17 protein-coding genes are annotated in these 16,601 nt (G+C 69.0%); 10 read left to right on the plus strand and 7 right to left on the minus strand.

Annotation, left to right across the window (positions count from 1 at the left end; genetic code table 11):
• Nucleotides 1-52: 52 nt before the first annotated feature.
• Nucleotides 53-1,447 (minus strand): S1C family serine protease, encoded by a 1,395-nt coding sequence (locus tag MPLG2_RS03515; RefSeq protein ID WP_158680837.1) that lies wholly within the window; start codon nt 1,445-1,447, stop codon nt 53-55.
• A 115-nt stretch (nt 1,448-1,562) separates the two neighbouring features.
• Between MPLG2_RS03515 and MPLG2_RS03520 the strand changes: the two genes are divergently transcribed.
• Nucleotides 1,563-2,870, plus strand: a complete 1,308-nt coding sequence (locus tag MPLG2_RS03520) for an FUSC family protein (RefSeq protein ID WP_105184949.1) — start codon at nt 1,563-1,565, stop codon at nt 2,868-2,870.
• Here MPLG2_RS03520 and MPLG2_RS03525 read toward each other — a convergent pair.
• Nucleotides 2,832-3,563 (minus strand): sulfite exporter TauE/SafE family protein, encoded by a 732-nt coding sequence (locus tag MPLG2_RS03525; protein ID WP_105184950.1) that lies wholly within the window; start codon nt 3,561-3,563, stop codon nt 2,832-2,834. The genes MPLG2_RS03520 and MPLG2_RS03525 overlap by 39 nt on opposite strands.
• Nucleotides 3,560-4,753: a winged helix DNA-binding domain-containing protein gene (locus tag MPLG2_RS03530; RefSeq protein ID WP_105184951.1), complete on the minus strand. Its 1,194-nt coding sequence runs from the start codon at nt 4,751-4,753 to the stop codon at nt 3,560-3,562. The genes MPLG2_RS03525 and MPLG2_RS03530 overlap by 4 nt, the downstream gene beginning before the upstream one ends.
• 405 nt (nt 4,754-5,158) lie before the next feature.
• On the opposite strand from MPLG2_RS03530, the gene leuA reads away from it, so the two are divergent.
• From leuA to MPLG2_RS03550, 4 genes are all read left to right on the plus strand, one after another.
• Entirely contained in the window at nt 5,159-6,919 is a 1,761-nt protein-coding gene (gene leuA / locus MPLG2_RS03535; RefSeq protein ID WP_105184952.1) for a 2-isopropylmalate synthase, read from the plus strand.
• Between the two features lie 167 nt (nt 6,920-7,086).
• Complete coding sequence (locus tag MPLG2_RS03540; RefSeq protein WP_105184953.1) at nt 7,087-7,761, plus strand: TetR/AcrR family transcriptional regulator; 675 nt, start codon at nt 7,087-7,089, stop codon at nt 7,759-7,761.
• Nucleotides 7,762-7,771: 10 nt separating this feature from the next.
• A complete protein-coding gene (gene argG / locus MPLG2_RS03545; RefSeq protein WP_105187442.1) occupies nt 7,772-9,196 on the plus strand; it encodes an argininosuccinate synthase in 1,425 nt (474 codons plus the stop codon).
• A 12-nt stretch (nt 9,197-9,208) separates the two neighbouring features.
• A complete protein-coding gene (locus MPLG2_RS03550) occupies nt 9,209-9,736 on the plus strand; it encodes a hypothetical protein (protein WP_105184954.1) in 528 nt (175 codons plus the stop codon).
• Between the two features lie 27 nt (nt 9,737-9,763).
• Here MPLG2_RS03550 and MPLG2_RS03555 read toward each other — a convergent pair whose 3' ends face one another.
• Genes MPLG2_RS03555 through MPLG2_RS03565 form a run of 3 tightly spaced genes read right to left on the minus strand, consistent with a single transcriptional unit; the run spans nt 9,764 to nt 11,489 of the window.
• On the minus strand, nt 9,764-10,546 hold the full coding sequence (locus MPLG2_RS03555) for an isoprenyl transferase (protein WP_105184955.1): 783 nt from the start codon (nt 10,544-10,546) through the stop codon (nt 9,764-9,766).
• A 17-nt stretch (nt 10,547-10,563) separates the two neighbouring features.
• Nucleotides 10,564-10,911: a hypothetical protein gene (locus MPLG2_RS03560; RefSeq protein ID WP_105184956.1), complete on the minus strand. Its 348-nt coding sequence runs from the start codon at nt 10,909-10,911 to the stop codon at nt 10,564-10,566.
• Nucleotides 10,878-11,489 carry a hypothetical protein gene (locus tag MPLG2_RS03565; protein ID WP_158680838.1) on the minus strand — a complete coding sequence of 204 codons (612 nt, stop codon included), beginning with the start codon at nt 11,487-11,489 and terminating at the stop codon, nt 10,878-10,880. Before MPLG2_RS03565 ends, MPLG2_RS03560 begins: the two co-directional genes overlap by 34 nt.
• A gap of 220 nt (nt 11,490-11,709) precedes the next feature.
• On the opposite strand from MPLG2_RS03565, the gene larC reads away from it, so the two are divergent.
• The 5 genes from larC to MPLG2_RS03590 all read left to right on the plus strand — a co-directional run bounded on the left by larC (nt 11,710) and on the right by MPLG2_RS03590 (nt 15,923).
• Nucleotides 11,710-12,549, plus strand: a complete 840-nt coding sequence (gene larC, locus MPLG2_RS03570; protein ID WP_158680839.1) for a nickel pincer cofactor biosynthesis protein LarC — start codon at nt 11,710-11,712, stop codon at nt 12,547-12,549.
• A gap of 33 nt (nt 12,550-12,582) precedes the next feature.
• Complete coding sequence (locus MPLG2_RS03575; protein WP_105184959.1) at nt 12,583-13,263, plus strand: SIMPL domain-containing protein; 681 nt, start codon at nt 12,583-12,585, stop codon at nt 13,261-13,263.
• A gap of 26 nt (nt 13,264-13,289) precedes the next feature.
• Nucleotides 13,290-14,030: a DNA repair protein RecO gene (recO, locus tag MPLG2_RS03580; protein WP_105184960.1), complete on the plus strand. Its 741-nt coding sequence runs from the start codon at nt 13,290-13,292 to the stop codon at nt 14,028-14,030.
• A gap of 159 nt (nt 14,031-14,189) precedes the next feature.
• Nucleotides 14,190-14,492: an antibiotic biosynthesis monooxygenase family protein gene (locus tag MPLG2_RS03585; protein WP_105184961.1), complete on the plus strand. Its 303-nt coding sequence runs from the start codon at nt 14,190-14,192 to the stop codon at nt 14,490-14,492.
• Between the two features lie 51 nt (nt 14,493-14,543).
• Entirely contained in the window at nt 14,544-15,923 is a 1,380-nt protein-coding gene (locus tag MPLG2_RS03590; protein ID WP_331826935.1) for a glycine--tRNA ligase, read from the plus strand.
• Nucleotides 15,924-16,069: 146 nt separating this feature from the next.
• Here the strand turns inward: MPLG2_RS03590 and MPLG2_RS03595 are convergent, their stop codons facing one another.
• On the minus strand, nt 16,070-16,579 hold the full coding sequence (locus MPLG2_RS03595) for a hypothetical protein (RefSeq protein WP_105184962.1): 510 nt from the start codon (nt 16,577-16,579) through the stop codon (nt 16,070-16,072).
• Nucleotides 16,580-16,601: the final 22 nt, after the last annotated feature.

Genomic DNA, 16,601 nt, shown 5'->3' on the forward strand with positions numbered 1-16,601 from the left:
ATAGATTGCGCCCTGCCCGACGGTCACGGGCAGGGCGCACAGTGTGCAGGCCTCAGCCCGCGGTTCCCAGGGTCACCTTCACCTCGCCCGCCTGCCCGTCGCGTTCGTACGTGATCGTCACGGTGCTGCCGGGGGCGTGAAAGCGAATCGCCGCGATCAGGCCGTCCGCCGTCGTGGTGTTCACGCCGTCGACCGAGGTGACCACGTCACCGGTCTGCAGCCCGGCCTTGGCCGCCGGACCGTCGGCCGTCACCTCGGCGAGCGCCACGCCCTCGCTCGTGGTTTCGGTGGCCGAGTCGTCCGCGGCCAGCTTGATGCCCAGGTAGGCGTCGGACGCCTTGCCGTTCGCGATCAGTTCGTTGCTCACCCGCACGGCCACGTCGGCGGGAATCGCGAACCCCAGCCCGATGCTGCCCGACTGCTCCGACGACGATCCGCTCGACAGGGTCGCCCCCGAGGCGTTGATGCCGATCACCTGGCCGTTGAGGTTGACCAGCGGGCCGCCCGAGTTACCCGGGTTGATCGCCGCGTCGGTCTGCACCGCCTGGTACACCGCGTTGCCCGTCGTGCCCGAACGCACCGGACGGGCGGTGGCCGACACGATGCCGCTGGTCACGGTTTCGCTCAAGCCGAGCGGGGCGCCGACGGCCACCACCGACTGCCCGACGACCACCGACGAGGTGTCGGCGAACGTGGCCGGTTTCAACAGGTCGGCGCTCACGCCGGTCACCTTGATCACCGCCAGGTCGTTGGTGGCCGACGTGCCGACCACCGTGGCCTGCGCGGTGGTGCCGTCTTCGAAGGTGACGGTGATGCTGCTGTCACCCGAACTGCGCGCCATGCCCTGGTTGCTCTCGGCCTCGCTCACCACGTGGTCGTTGGTCAGAATGTGGCCCTCGGTGTCGAGCACCACGCCGCTGCCCACGCTGCCGCTCTGCCCCGAACGCACGGTGATGGTGACCACCGACGGCGAGATCGTGGCGGCCGCCGCGGTGATGCTGCCGTCGAGGGTGGACGGCTGCGCCACCGGCACCGTGCTCACCGTCGGAGCGCTGGTGGTGCCGTACTGCGAGCCCAGCCACGCGTAACCGCCGACGCCGGCGCCCGCACCGACCACGGCCGCGATGGCGGTGGACGCCACGAACATGGCCGCACGCGAGCGCTTCGGCTTGGTCGCCACGGCCGTCGGCCCGGCCGGCTGGTAACCGAACGACTGGGGGTGAGGGGTCTGCTGATACCCCGCGTGCAGGTAGCCCTGCGAGGGGGTCTGCCAGGCCGTCGGCCCGAAGGTGTGCCCGGGGGTGTGACCGTCCGAACCGTCGGTGGCGGCGGGCTGGGTGACCGCGGGCTGCGGCTGGGTGGGGGCGTACGACGACTCGTCGGTGAGTTTGCGCCAGGCCCAGTCGTCGTGCCCCGGATCGTTGGTGTTCTGCTGCGGCGTGCTCATGCTGCGAGCCTCTGCGCCGATGCTGTGCGCACCCTGTGCGGCGACCCTGCGTCTTTTGTGTGCCTCTGCCGCACCTGGACGGCTCGCGCCGAGCGTCGCCACTAAACTGCCGTGAGTGACCGACCCCGACCGCGAACCCCCTGCGCGGCGGCCGGCGGCAGCGCTGGCGGCCAACGTGTCGTCGCTGGCCGAGGACGCGTGGAACCGGCTCGACTTTCGCCGCCGGCTGGTGCTCGCCGGAGTGGCGCTGCGCCAGGGCGTCCGACGTGTGCGCGGCTCGGCGATACCCCTGGTCATCGCGGCGTTGGCCGCGTGGATCGCGTACTTCGTGTCGCACAACCTGCTGGGCCACCCCACCCCGTTCTTCGCCCCCGTGGCGGCCTGGATCTGTTTGGGCTTCACCTACAACCGGGTGCCGCGCAAGGTGCTCGAGATCGGCGCCGGCGCCGCCATCGGGGTGGGTCTGGGCGAGGTCATTCTCGGCACCCTGGGGGCGGGCGGCTGGCAACTGGCGATCGGCCTGTTGGTGGGTGCCCTGGTCGCCCGGCTGCTCGATAGAGGCGACCTGTTCACCATTCAGACCGGCGTCAACGCCATGGTGGTGATCGGCATGGGCACCATGGGCAGCCAGATGACCGGCGCCGGGCCGTCCCGCTTGATCGATGCGCTGGTCGGCGCCGGGGTGGCGGTCGCGCTGCCCGGCGACGTGCGCAGCCGGCCGCGTCGCTACGTGAGCAGCATGTTGGCCGAGCTCGCCACGGTGTTCAGCATGCTCGCCGAGGGGCTACGGGTGGGCAACCGCGAGCGGCTGCGCGACGCGCACGCCCAGCTGCGGGGCGCCGAGCAGATTCTGGGCGACGCCGACACGGTCTGGAAGTCGTCGGCCCAGATCATCGCGGTCAATCCCGCCATGTGGCGGCATCGTCCACAGATCGACGAGTTGGGCCGCCAACTCGAACTCAGCAACCGGGCCATGCACACCGCTGAGATGCTGCTGCGGCAGAGCCGGGGCGTGGTGGACGAGTGGGGGCCCGACCCTGACGCGGCGGGCCTGATGGACGACGTGGCCGCCGTGCTGAACGCCCTGGCCGGCTCGGTGCGGCACTGGCACCCGCCGTGGCTGGCCCGCACCCGGGCCAAGGACCTGGCCGCCGATTGCGCGCCGCACCTGGCGCAGCCCGAGGAGTGGCGTCACAGTGCACTGCTGTCGGTGCTGCGCTCGATGGCGATCGACCTGCTGCAGCTCACCGGCCTGTCGCGTGACCAGGCCCGCTACTACCTGCCGGGCACGGGCACCGACGTCAGCAGCCTGTCGGTGCGTGGCGACGAAGAGTCGGGGGTCTGGGGAACCGATGAGCCGCTGGTCGTCGACGATCTGCCCGACTCAGAGCGTCATGATGCCGCGGACGAGCGTCGCGACTGAGCCGGCCACCGCCACCACATAGACGAGTCGGCGTGCCAGGGTGTCGCTGATTCTGTGGTGGGCGAGGTTGCCGATGACGAGGCCGAGGGTGGCGGAACCTGCCGCGATCACCCAGCCGGCCGGCGGCAGGTCCGGCAGGCCACGTCCGGCCAGCGAGAGAATGCTCAGACCGGTGAAGTAGAGCTGCATCGTGGCCAGGTACTCGCGGTGGGGCCAGCCCGTAGTGGCGGCGTACACCACGATGGGCGGGCCGCCGATGCCTGCGGTCACGTTCATGAATCCCGACAACGACCCGGCCACGACAACGCCTTTCGTGCCCTGAAACAGGGTGAGCGTGCGCAACAGGGCCGTGGCTGCCAGCGCGATCAGCGTGATCGCGCCGATCATGATGTTGAGCCAACTCGCGGGCATTGTGCGCGCGACCCAGACGCCTGGCACGAGGCCGATGGCCGCAGCCAGCAGCAGGCCCCCCGCACGCCGCAGGTTGATGTCGCGGCGAAGCACGATGGCGCTGGCCAGGCACGTGAACAGGCCGATCACCTGCAGGGTCTTAACTCCGGTGGTGGCCCCCAGCAGCAGCACGAGCAGCGGTGCGGCGACCAGCGCCATGCCCATGCCGGTCACGCGTTGCACCAGGGCGCCCAGAAACAACACCAGACCCACACCGGCGAGCGCGAACGCAGTCAACGTCATGGCAGGCGTTCACCCTTCATCAGCCGCGACTTGTAAACGTTGGTGATCACCGTCGCGTCGAGAAAAGTGGTCAACCGGTCGGCCTCGTCGTGCAGCAGGCTGCGGTGCCGCTCCGTGAGCGGGGTGGCGGGCAGCACCACGACCCGTCCGTCGTCGTCCTGCACCCAGCAGCCCACCACCCGTCCGTTCAGCCAGGCGCTCGTGCCGCCGTTGCCGTTGGTGTCGAACAGGTAGGGCGCCAGCGCGGGGTCGAGGTAGAAATCGCGCTGCTTCCAGCCCATCAGGGTCGAGTCGAGCACCGGCAGCAGGGCGGCCCAGTCGCCATCGGGGTCGTCGTCGGGTGCCTCGTCACCGGGCAGCACGTAGCCCACGTCGCCGGAGTCGAGGGTGACCGGCACGGCTTCGACGGCCCGCAGCGCGGTGCGCACCGCCGCCTTCGTCGACCCCAGCCACCACACCAGGTCGGCCTCGGTGCCGGGGCCGAAGGCGTACAGCCAGCGCCGCACCAACTCGGCGTAGCCCTGATCGGCCGGCAGGGCGGCGGGTGCCTCGCAGAGCCAGTCCGCCATGAGCGTCCACGCCGGACGCGACGTGCGCCAGTGCCCCTCGTTGCGGCCTCGGACGATGTGGTGCTCCGCCCCCAGCAGGGTGAGCAGCCGCGGGGCGAACGGCAGGTCGCCCAGCTGCCACTTCGGGCCACCCTCGACGGCGGGGGAGCTGCGTCCGTCGATCGCCGGCAATTCTTCGCGCAGTCGCTTGGCCGACAGGGCGTGGCCGCCGGCCAGCCGGCCCAGCACGGCGTCGCGTCCGCGGTCGATCCAAGCCGCACCTTCATCGGCGACGTCATGATGTTCCAGATCACGGGCCAGCCGGCCACGCTCGGCGTCCGCGACCCGCGCCGAGACGCTGCCCCAGACGGCGGGCAGAACCTCGCGTGGAAACGCGAAAAGCGTGCGGCGCATCGCCAACTGCTTCACCACGCTGCGCTGCTCGTAGAGGGCGTCTTCAACGGTCGATACGGTCGCCGAGGGCATGCGCGCCGCCACCGCCAGGTGTACCGACGACGGCTCGGTGGCGTGCAGCCCGACCAGCGCACGGGCCACGTCCACCACCGAGGTGAGCCGGCGGCCGGGGTGCAGGGCGTGTCGCCGGGCCAACCGGGCTCGGCGCGCGTCGTCGGTGAACCGCATGGGGTCATCGTGCCCGACCAGGCCCGACCCAGGTCGGACGCACCGATGCTGACATCGGTGTTGGCTGCCGGGATCGATCACTGGTGTCACGAAATATCCAGGCACCAGTCAGCCGGCCAGGCACCGGTGACCGATGCCGGCATCGGACGGGGGCGTCCCCATCTCGCGCCAGGGGGGGCGGGTGGCGCGAGTTAGGAACCGCCCCGTCCCCAACTAGCGTCGCGTTCGTCCCACAACCCGGCGTGGACACGGTGACGAATCGGACGACTTGTGGGTATGGTGTCGCACATGGCATTGGTCAGCCTCATTCTTGGCTGCCGCAGCGAGGCCTCGATCTAGTCTCAGGCTTCCTCGTTGCGGAGTGTTCTCACGCGCCTGAACCCCAGCCAACAGCGAGGAACCCCAATGCCCACCACCGTCACCCAGTTCGGCACGCGGGTGCAACCCAAACCCGTGCAGCAGCCGTCACCGATGCCCGTCGACCGGTACACGCCCTTCGTGCCCGTCGACCTGCCGGACCGCACCTGGCCGGCCAAGAAGATCACCGCCGCGCCGCGCTGGCTGTCCACCGACCTGCGCGACGGCAACCAGGCGCTGATCGACCCCATGACCCCCAGCCGCAAGGCCAAGATGTTCGACCTCTTGGTGCGAATGGGTTACAAGGAGATCGAGGTGGGCTTCCCCTCGGCTTCGCAGACCGATTTCGATTTCGTGCGCAACCTGATCACGGGTGGGCACGTTCCCGACGATGTGACCATCAGCGTGCTCACCCAAGCCCGTGAGGACCTGATCGAACGCACCGCCCAGTCCCTGATCGGGGCGCAGCGGGCGACCATCCACATGTACAACGCCACAGCGGAACTGTTCAGGCGGGTGGTATTCGGCATCGACGAGGCGCAGTGCATCGCACTGGCCACCAGGGGTACCGAACTGGTCATGAAGTACGCCGAGCAGAACCTCGGCGACGTCGAGTTCGGTTACCAGTACTCACCGGAGATCTTCACTCAGACTCCGACCGACTACGCGGTGGAGGTGTGCAACGCGGTCATGGACGTCTGGCAGCCGTCCGACGGCCGCGAGATTATTCTCAACCTGCCCGCCACGGTCGAACGATCGACGCCCAACACCTACGCCGACCAGATCGAGTACTTCGCGCGGCACGTCCGCAACCGCGACCACGTCGCCATCTCGCTGCACCCGCACAACGACCGCGGCACCGCCGTGGCGGCCACTGAGTTGGGCGTCATGGCCGGTGCCGACCGGGTCGAGGGCTGCCTGTTCGGCCACGGCGAGCGCACCGGCAACGTCGACCTGGTCACCCTGGGCCTGAATCTGTTCAGCCAGGGCATCGATCCCCAGATCGACTTCTCAGACATCGACGAGATCCGTCGCACCGTCGAGTACTGCACCAACCTGCCCGTTCACCCGCGCCACCCGTACGCGGGCGATCTGGTCTACACCGCCTTCTCGGGGTCGCACCAAGACGCCATCAAGAAGGGGCTGGAAGCGCTGGCCAAACAGGCCGCCGAGCAGGGCAAGGGCATTCATGAAATCGCGTGGGAGGCGCCGTACCTGCCGATCGACCCGCACGACGTCGGACGCACCTACGAGGCCGTGATCAGGGTGAACAGCCAGTCGGGCAAGGGCGGCATGGCCTACATCATGAAGTCCGAGCACCACATGGAGCTGCCGCGGCGGCTGCAGATGGAGTTCAGCCGGGTCGTGCAGCGGCACACCGACTCAGAAGGTGGTGAGGTCACCCCCGACGAGCTGTGGCGCATCTTCTCGGCCGAGTATCTGAGCGACACCGAGCCGCTCGATCTGCTGAGCGTGCCCGACATCAGCAACGGCGGCCGCTACACCGTCACCGCGAACGTGCGGGTCAAGGGCGTCGACAAGACGCTGGTCGGCGAGGGCAACGGCGCGTTGGACGCGTTCGCCGACGCGGTGAGCATTCTGGGTTACGAGGTGCGGGTGCTCGACTACACCTCGCACGCGCTCAGCTCGGGCACCGACGCGGTCGCGGTTGCCTACGTCGAAACCGAGATCGGCCAGGGCGACGACACCCGGGTGATCTGGGGGGTCGGCATGCACGAGTCGATCGCAACGGCGGCGCAGAAGGCGGTCATCGGCGCGATCAACCGAGCGGCCCGCACCGACACCTGACCCGTGTGAAGACCGTTCCACGTTCGTGCCGGGCAGCCCACCCGAAAGGGTGTGATTTGGACGCGTCCGCAATCGTGATACGAATGTCCGAAGGGCTCTGGTGCTGCTAGGTTCCCGTTCGTAACTCAGTCGCCCACACCGGGCGCACGAGCACCTAAGGGGACGAAGTGGCGCGTCGTCCACGCGGGCAACTGCGGCAGGACATTCTCGACACGGTCATCGACCTGTTGATGGACACCGGTGACGTTGCATCGGTGTCGATCGACACTATCGTCGACCGGGTTGGCTGCACGCCGCCCGCCCTCTACTACTACTTTCCGACCAAGAACGAGTTGCTCTGGCAGGCCTGCGAGGCAGAGTTCGCCAAACTGGCCGACCACATCGAGGACGGCGTCTCGGGCGACGGCCCGGCGCGGCAGCTGATCGAGTTGGAACAGCGCGGCACGGCCCTGCTGCAGTGGGCGGCCGAGCACCCGGCCCTGTACCACATTCTGTTCATGGGGTCGGGGCGCGATGGGCTGATCAGAGGCAATACCTGGGACGATCCGGGCCTGCTCGCCACCATGGGCAACGTGCAGGCGTGCATCGACCAGGGCCTCATTCGTGCTGAGGTGGATGCACAGCTGATCACCTTGTCGCTGTGGGCCACGGTGCACGGTTTCGCCTCGCTGACCGTGAGCTTTCGGCACATACCGGTGCCCGTGGTCGAGCTGGGCATGGTCACCGCCTGGCTACCCCTGTTGCGCTCGCTGCTGACCCCCCTGGGTCTGCAGCACTACGAGCAGATGCACTCCTCGCCCGTCGATGAGACCAGTCAGAACGCGGGTGCCGACCGCCCCTAGGATCGGCTGCATGCCCAAGGTTCTGACGCAACTTCCGATCGGCGAGCGGGTCGGGATGGCCTTCTCCGGCGGCCTCGACACCTCGGTGGCGGTGGCCTGGATGCGTGAGAAGGGGTCGATTCCCTGCACCTACACCGCGAATCTCGGCCAGTACGACGAGCCCGACATCGACACTGTGCCGGCCCGGGCCGCCGACTACGGCGCAGAGATCTTCCGGTTGGTCGACTGCACCGCCGCGATGGTCGAAGAGGGCCTGGTGGCGCTGGTCTGCGGCGCTTTTCATATTCGCTCGGCGGGCCGCACCTACTTCAACACCACCCCGATCGGACGAGCCGTCACCGGCACCATGCTGGTGCGGGCGATGCGCGACGACGACGTGTGGATCTGGGGTGATGGGTCCACCTACAAGGGCAACGACATCGAGCGGTTCTACCGCTACGGACTGCTCGCCAACCCGCGGCTGCGCATCTACAAGCCCTGGCTCGACCACGACTTCGTCACCGAACTGGGTGGACGCGCCGAGATGAGCCAGTGGCTCACTGAGCGCGGCCTGCCCTACCGCGACAGCAAAGAGAAGGCCTACTCGACCGACGCCAACATCTGGGGCGCCACCCACGAGGCCAAAGACCTCGAGTCGCTCGACGCGTCCATCGAGATCGTCGAGCCGATCATGGGGGTCAGGTTCTGGGATCCCGCGGTCGAGATCGCGACCGAAGACGTCACTATCACGTTCGAGCAGGGCAGGCCGGTGAGCATCAACGGCGTGGCCTTCGCCGACGCGGTGGCGCTGGTGCGCGAGGCCAACGCCATCGGCGGACGGCACGGGCTGGGCATGAGCGACCAGATCGAGAACCGCATCATCGAGGCCAAGAGCCGCGGCATCTACGAGGCGCCCGGCATGGCGCTGCTGCACATCGCCTACGAGCGGCTGCTCAACGCGATCCACAACGAAGACACCATCGCCAACTACCACGCCGAGGGCCGCAAGCTGGGCCGTCTGATGTACGAGGGCCGTTGGCTCGACCCGCAGTCGCTGATGCTGCGCGAGTCGCTGCAGCGTTGGGTGGGCTCGGCCGTGACCGGTTCGGTGACGTTGCGGCTGCGCCGGGGCGACGACTACTCGATCATCGACACCGCCGGCCCCGCGCTGTCGTACCACCCCGAGAAGCTGTCGATGGAGCGGGTCGGCGACGCCGCCTTCGGGCCGGTCGACCGCATCGGCCAGCTCACCATGCGCAACCTCGACATCGCCGACTCGCGCACCCGGCTGGAGCAGTACGCGCATCTGGGGCTGGTGGGCGGCGCGGTGTCGTCGTTGGTCGGTGAGCTGCAGGCCGGTGAGGCGCGCGGCATCACCGAGTTGACCGCCACCGTTTTTCCGGCCGAGATCGACGACGCCACCGCCGACGGTGCGATGGAGTTCGGCGCCGACTAGGCTGCGACCACCATGGACGAACTCGTCGAACACGCCCTGGACGCTGCCAACCAGAGCAAGGCGCACGCCTTTCTCGACTCGCAGTCTGTGTTCTGGGTCGACTGGAACGACGACACCCAAGCCGTCGTCGACGCCTTCAGCATCGCGTGCGGCATGGCCGTCACCCTGACCGACGGACCCGCCGACCACATCGGCACCCTGCGGGCGTTGAGCCGGGCCACCGCCGACCGGTTTCAGGTACGCCTCGCCCTGGTGTCGGTCGGCCGCGACGCACTGGCGTTCGTGGTGCTGCCGCTGCAGCAATGGCAGCAGTTGGACGACGACATCGGCGACGCGCTGGGCCAGGTGGTGTGGGCCCTCGACGACGACTGGGATCCTTTCGAGGCCCTGGACGACCTGGCTGTGCTCGAGCCCTATTTCGAACTCTTGGACGAGAACCCGGGCCGCTACGGCGAATGCCTCGCCCGGGCGCTGTCGGACCCGGACTCTGTGCCCTCGGGCCGCAGTTCGGACGAGAGCGACGAGGTCATGCCCTGGTGACCGGGGTCGGTCGAGCCTGTCGAGACCTCAGATCACCTGGTTCGGCACGGCGCCGCCGTAGCGGCGGTCGCGGTCGGCGTACAGCTCGATCGCCCGCCACAGGTCGCGGCGGTCGAAGTCGGGCCACAGCCGGTCGAGAAACACCAGTTCGGCATAGGCCGACTGCCACAGCAGAAAGTTCGACGTGCGCTGCTCACCCGACGAGCGCACGAACAGGTCGACGTCGGGTATTTCGGGCTCGTCGAGAAAGCGCCGAAACGACTTCTCGGTGAGGTGATCGGGGTCGAGCCGGCCGGCCTGGGCGGCCTTGGCGATGGCGCGGGCGGCGTCCACGATCTCGGCGCGGCCGCCGTAGTTGACGCAGAACTGCAGGGTGAGAGTGGTGTTGGTCTTGCTCTGTTCCTCTGCCTCTTCGAGCTCGCGGATCACCGACTGCCACAGCTTCGGCCTGCGGCCCGCCCAGCGAATGCGCACGCCCATGTCGTCCAACTGGTCGCGGCGGCGATGAATCACGTCGCGGTTGAACCCCATCAGCCACCGCACCTCGTCGGGCGAGCGGCGCCAGTTCTCGGTCGAGAACGCGTACGCCGACAAGTACTTCAGGCCGATCTCGACCGCACCCTCGATCACGTCGAACAGGGCGTCCTCGCCGCGAGCGTGGCCGTCGGTGCGGGGTAGGTTGCGGGCCTTGGCCCAGCGTCCGTTGCCGTCCATCACGATCGCGACGTGCTGTGGCATCGCCTTGCGGGGTATGGCCGGTGGACGGGCGCCGCTCACGTGGGGAATCGGCGGGCGGGGCTGCTTCGGCACGTCGCCGAGACTACTCGTCAACCCACGTGCAGCGTCAGCGTGCGCGACCCGCTGCGGGCGTTGGGCGAGCCGGGCAGCATCGCTCGCCAGGCCGCACGCAGCTGCGCCACCAGGAACAGCTGATCGCACTCGGCGCCGGCGATCAGCCGCAGCCGGCCAACGTCGACCAGGTCGAGCGCGGCCTGCAGCTCGAAGGCGGTGCCGCGGTGGTCGGGGTGAAAGCCGGTCAGGTCGAGAAAGACCTGATCGACTTCGAGCAGCAGCCGAGTGACCGCGCGCTGCCAATAGCTGCCGTGGCACAGCAGTCCGTGCACCGGAAAACCCTTGCGAGTCAGCCGGTCGGCGCCGGCCAGCGCGGCGTCCAACTGGTCGTCGTTGTCGATGAACAGTAACTCGCCGGCCCCGCCACGGGGCCCGCCAGGTGGACGGTGAGCGCGGGCACAGTGGTGGCGGTGCGACGCTCGGCGGGCGCCGCCGGACGGTCGGTGGACGAGGCCGACAGTCGCTCGACCCGCCAGCGGCGCCGGGTCACACACAGCTGTCGAATCGCGAACAGCCACACGCTGCCGACCAGCACGGTGAACAGCGCGAGTCCAGGGCCCAACCGGCCGCGCTCGTCTTCGACGGGCAGCGCGCCGCGGAAGGCCGCCAGGGTGAGCAGCAGCAGGGCGCCGGTGGCCAGCCCCAGCGCCACCGTGTGCCAGGCCGCCTTGGCCGTGGTCAACCGCTGGGCGCTGATCAGGTGACCGCCCAGGGGAGGCACCTGTGCCGAGGTGGACGGGTCGCGCAGCCGGTTCTCCCACGTGCGGGCCGCCCGCAGCTTGCCGAGCAGGGTGGCCAGGCCGACCGCGCGAACCAACGTCCAGAGGCCGGGCAGCACGGTGAACAGCAGGGCCAACGGGTGTGCGCAGCTCGGCCGGCGGAGCGTCGGGCAGCAACTCATGCGCGGCATGCAGCAGGTCGGTGCCGTACGTGCGCAGCCCCCAGATCGTGCCCAGCGTCGTGGCCAGGCCGCAGCCCAGCGCGAACCAGGCCGGTGGCAGGCCGGCGCGCAGCACCTGCGGGTCTTCGCGGGTCAGGGTCATGACGGTCGTCCTCCTCACCAATACTGAGGCGCGCGGACGAGCCGTGATGCATGCCGGCGGTGCGCAAGGATGGACCGCATGCGGGTGTGGCTGGACGTGACTGCCGGGGTGGCCGGCGACATGCTGATGGGGGCTCTGGTGGACGCCGGAGCCGACCTGGCCGGCATTCAACAGGCGATCCGGGCGGTGGCGGGTGACAGCATCGTGCTGCGCGCCGAGCCGGTCACCAGGGCGGGACTGGCGGCCACGAAGGTGCACGTCGACATCAATGCCGCGGGGGGCGGCGCCCGCACCTGGGCGCAGCTGCGCGAACAGGTCGACGCTGCCGCGTTGGCCGAGTCGACCCGAAGCCGCGCCCTGGCCACGCTCGACGCCCTTGCGACCGCCTACAGCCGCGGGCACGACCTGCCGCCATCCGCACTCGAGTTGCACGAGGTGGCCGCGCTCGACGTGCTGGCCGACATCGTGGGCGACTGCGAGGCCCTGCGGCTGCTCGACGTCACCGAGGTGACCGCCTCGCCGCTGGCGATCGGTTCGGGACGCATTCGCACCTCGCACGGCGACCTGAGCGTGCCGGTGCCGTCGGTGGCAGAACTGATCGACGGCTGGCGGCTGTTCGACGTCACGGGCGAGGCGGCCGCGCCGGTGAATGCTGCCGCGCACGCGTTGTCGGGCGGCACCCGATACCTGCCGGTGGGTGGGGTCGAGGCCGAGCAGGGAGTACTCACCGAGGGCCCGGCGCAGGTGGTCGGGGGCGTCGGTGAGCTGGCCACGCCGACCGGCACGGCGCTGTTGCGCACGCTGGCCACGCAGTGCCTCGACGAGCCGCCGTTCGCCGTGCAGCGCACCGGTGTGGGCGCGGGTGGACGCGACCGGCCCGACCGTCCCAACGTGGTGCGGGTGCTGCTGCAGCGCTGAGTATTCTCGGCGGCGGGGGAGAGGAGCCCATCGATGGAGATCAGCGTTCAGGCCCGGCACCACGAGACGGTTCGACCTGAGATCGGACGGCTGCACGCCAGCGCCCGCGCCGAGGCGTCCGACCAGCACGAGGTGCTGCGCAAGGCGACCGAGGCGGTCAACACGCTGCAGGCCGAGTTCGCACGCGTGCAGGCCGCCGGGGGAGTGACCGACATAGTGGTGCGGCCGATCGCGACGGGCTCGTGGCGCCCGGTGGTGAAGGGCCGGCAGCAGCCGGCGCTCTACCGCGCGAGTGCCGGCCTGCGCGCCGACTTCACCGACTTCGACGCGCTGGCCGAGGTGGCCGCCCGGTTCGGCGGCACCGAAGGCATCGAACTCAACTACGTCGAGTGGCGACTCACCGAGGCCACCCGGCTCGAACTCGAAACGCTGTGCCTGACCAAGGCCGTCGAGCGTGCGCGCGACCGCGCCACGGTGATGGCGCACGCCGCCGGAGCGGGCTCGGTGAGCTTCGTGCAACTGGCCGACCCGGGGCTGCTCGGCGAAGCGCCGTCGGCGCGGCAGTCGTTCGAGTCGGCGGTGCGTGGCGCTCCGATGGCGATGATGGCGCGCGGCGCGGCCAAGATGGGTGACGAGCAGCCGTTGGCGGGCATCGACCTGCAGCCCGAAGATCTGACCGTCGAGGTGGTCGTCGAGGCGCGGCTCAGCGCCTGAACGCCCTCGGTGAGCGACAATGAACCGTGCCCACCTATCGTGACGAGGCGGTCGTGCTGCGCACCCACAAGTTGGGTGAGGCCGACCGCATCATCACGCTGCTGTCGCGGCGCAACGGCAAGATCAGGGCCGTGGCCAAGGGGGTGCGGCGCACCACCTCGAAGTTCGGCGGACGGCTCGAACCGTTCAGCCACATCGACGCCCAGTTCGCCACCGGACGCACCCTCGACGTGGTCACCCAGGCGGTCACCCTGCACGCCTACACCGAGCCGCTCGGCGGCGACTACTCGGCCTACACCGCGGGCCAGGTGATTCTCGAAACCGCCGACCGGCTGGTGGCCGAAGAGCGTGAGCCGTCGTTGCAGCAGTTTCTGCTGCTGATCGGGGCGCTGAACGCGCTGACCGCGGGCACGTCGGACGGGCCTCGTCCGCCCAGCATGATCATGGACTCGTATCTGCTGCGCTCGGTGGCCGTGGCCGGCTGGGCGCCCAGCCTGAGCGACTGCGCCAAATGCGGGCTGGCCGGCCCCCACGAGGCGTTCAACCCGCAGGCGGGCGGCATGGTGTGCCGGCGGTGTCGTCCACCGGCCTCGGCGCTGCCGTCGATGGTGGTGATCGGCTACCTGTCCGCGCTGCTCACCGGTGAATGGGTAGCCACCCGCGACGTCGACGAACGCGACCAACGCACGGCCAGCGGCCTGGTCAGCGCGTTCGCCAACTGGCACCTCGAGCGCGGGCTGCGGTCGCTGCACCACGTCGACCGCTGATCCGACCTTTCGTACCGCAGCCAACCGATGCCGGCATCGATCACAGGTGGCGGATGCGCTCTCTGGTGCCGGGTTATTTCGCGGCACCAGAGACGTTTCCTGGCGCTTAAGACTGATGCCGGCATCGGTGCAACGGCCGGTGGGCGATACCCTCGCCCCATGCTCGCCATCAACCGGTTTCGGGTCACCGACGAGGACGCCTTCCTGGCCCGCGCCGAACCGGCGATCGCGTTCATGCTGGCCTGCGAGGGCAACCTGAGCGCCGAACTCGTCCGCAACCTCGACGAGCCCGACCTGTGGTGCATCGCGTCCACCTGGCGCAACGTCGGCGCCTACCGGCGCAGCTTCAACGGGTTCCAGGCCAAGGTCACACTGGTGCCGCTGCTGTCGGAGGCCATCGACGAACCCGGCGCCTACGACCACCCCGACGACTTGGGCGAGAACCTGCCGCGCACCCGGTAACGTTGACCCTTGCGTGCCAGCCGGGCACGCATCGACTCACAAGGAGTTTTCGTGGCCAGTCGGCTCGACAACGTGATCAGCCTCTGCAAGCGCCGGGGATTCGTCTACCCGTGCGGTGAGATCTACGGCGGCACCCGCGCCGCCTGGGACTACGGCCCCTACGGCGTGGAGCTGAAAGAGAACATCAAGCGCCAGTGGTGGAAGGCCGTCGTTCAGGGCCGCGACGACGTGGTGGGCCTCGACTCGTCCATCATTCTGCCCCGCCAGGTCTGGGTGGCGTCCGGTCACGTGGGGGTCTTCTCGGATCCGCTTACTGAGTGCCTGAGCTGCCATAAGCGGTTTCGCGCCGACCAGCTGATGGAGAACTTCGAGCACAAGAAGGGCCGCGCACCGGCGGGGCTGGACGAGATCAACTGCCCCGAGTGCGGCACCCTGGGCCGGTTCACCGAACCCCGCGACTTCAACATGATGCTGAAGACCTACCTCGGCGTGATCGAGGACGAGTCGGGACTGCACTACCTGCGTCCCGAAACGGCGCAGGGCATCTTCGTGAACTTCAAGAACGTCGAGAACTCGGCCCGGGTCAAGGTGCCGTTCGGCATCGGCCAGGTGGGCAAGAGCTTCCGCAACGAGATCACCCCCGGCAACTTCATCTTTCGCACCCGCGAGTTCGAGCAGATGGAGATGGAGTTCTTCGTCGAGCCCGGCACCGACGAACAGTGGCACCAGCACTGGATCGACGCCCGCACCGACTGGTACACCGACCTGGGCATCTCGCGCGAGAATCTGCGGCATTACGAGCACCCGCAAGAAAAGCTGTCGCACTACAGCAAGCGCACCGTCGACATCGAATACAACTTCGGCTTCGCCGGCGGTGACGGCTGGGGCGAACTCGAGGGCATCGCGAACCGCACCGACTTCGACCTGGGCACGCATTCGAAGCACTCGGGCACCGACCTGTCGTACTTCGACCAGGCCAAGAACGAGCGCTACCTGCCGTACGTGATCGAGCCGGCCGCGGGCCTGACACGGTCGCTGATGGCGTTCATGGTCGAGTCGTACACCGAAGACGAGGCGCCCAACACCAAGGGCGGGGTCGACACCCGGGTGGTGCTCAAGCTCGACCCGCGGCTGTCACCGGTGAAGGTGGCGGTGCTGCCGTTGTCGCGCAACGAACGGCTCTCACCGGCCGCCCGCGACCTGGCCAGGCAACTGCGCCGCAACTGGAACGTCGAGTTCGACGACGCCCAGGCCATCGGACGCCGCTACCGACGCCAGGACGAGATCGGTACGCCGTACTGCGTCACGGTCGACTTCGACACCTTGGACGACCACGCCGTCACGATTCGCGATCGCGACACCATGACGCAAGAGCGCGTGGCGTTGGATCAGGTGCAGGGCTACCTGGCGCAGCGCCTGGTCGGTTGCTGACAGCGGCACGTTTTCGTCATCCCGGCGAACCCCGGGATCCCCAAGGCTGTTTGCCACTGGGGTAAGGGGGAGATCCCGGGGCAAGCCCGGGATGACGGGGCGGACAAGCTCGACCATCGAGATCCCGGCGTTCGCCGGGATGACGTCTACCGCTTGAACTTGCTGCGCAACCAGCCGAGCACCGTCTGCCGCTCCATGGCCTGCTCGAACCCCGCCGCCATCATGGCGAACGTGTCCTGCACCTGCTCGCGGTGGTCGAGAAAGCGGGCCTCGCTGATCTCGTCCACGCCCACCCGCCCGGTGGCCGCCTCGATCGCCTCGGTGACCGCCGCCAGGGTGTCGAACAGCTCCGCGGTGGCGTTCTCGCTCCAGAACGGCACGGATGCCTCGTAGTCGTCGTGCGCCCAGGTGACCATCATTCCGGTCGACTCGTGCACCAACTGCCGCGCGAACGGGGTGGCGCTTACGTCGTGCGCGCCGGCCGGCAGCAGCTCGACCAGCCGCGGGTGCAGGCCGTCCCAGGCGGCGATCTCGTCGGCCGTCAACTCCTCGACGTCTTCGTCACCCTCATCGTCGGGCAGGTCGGCGACGGGGTCGCCGAGCGGGTGCGGTGCTGCTGCAGTCTCGGCGCTGATGAAGTGCACGGCAAAGCTCATGCCCGCAGCCTAGTGATAGATC

Origin of the sequence: Micropruina glycogenica, assembly GCF_900289045.1 — a bacterium.
Lineage (GTDB): Bacteria > Actinomycetota > Actinomycetes > Propionibacteriales > Propionibacteriaceae > Micropruina > Micropruina glycogenica.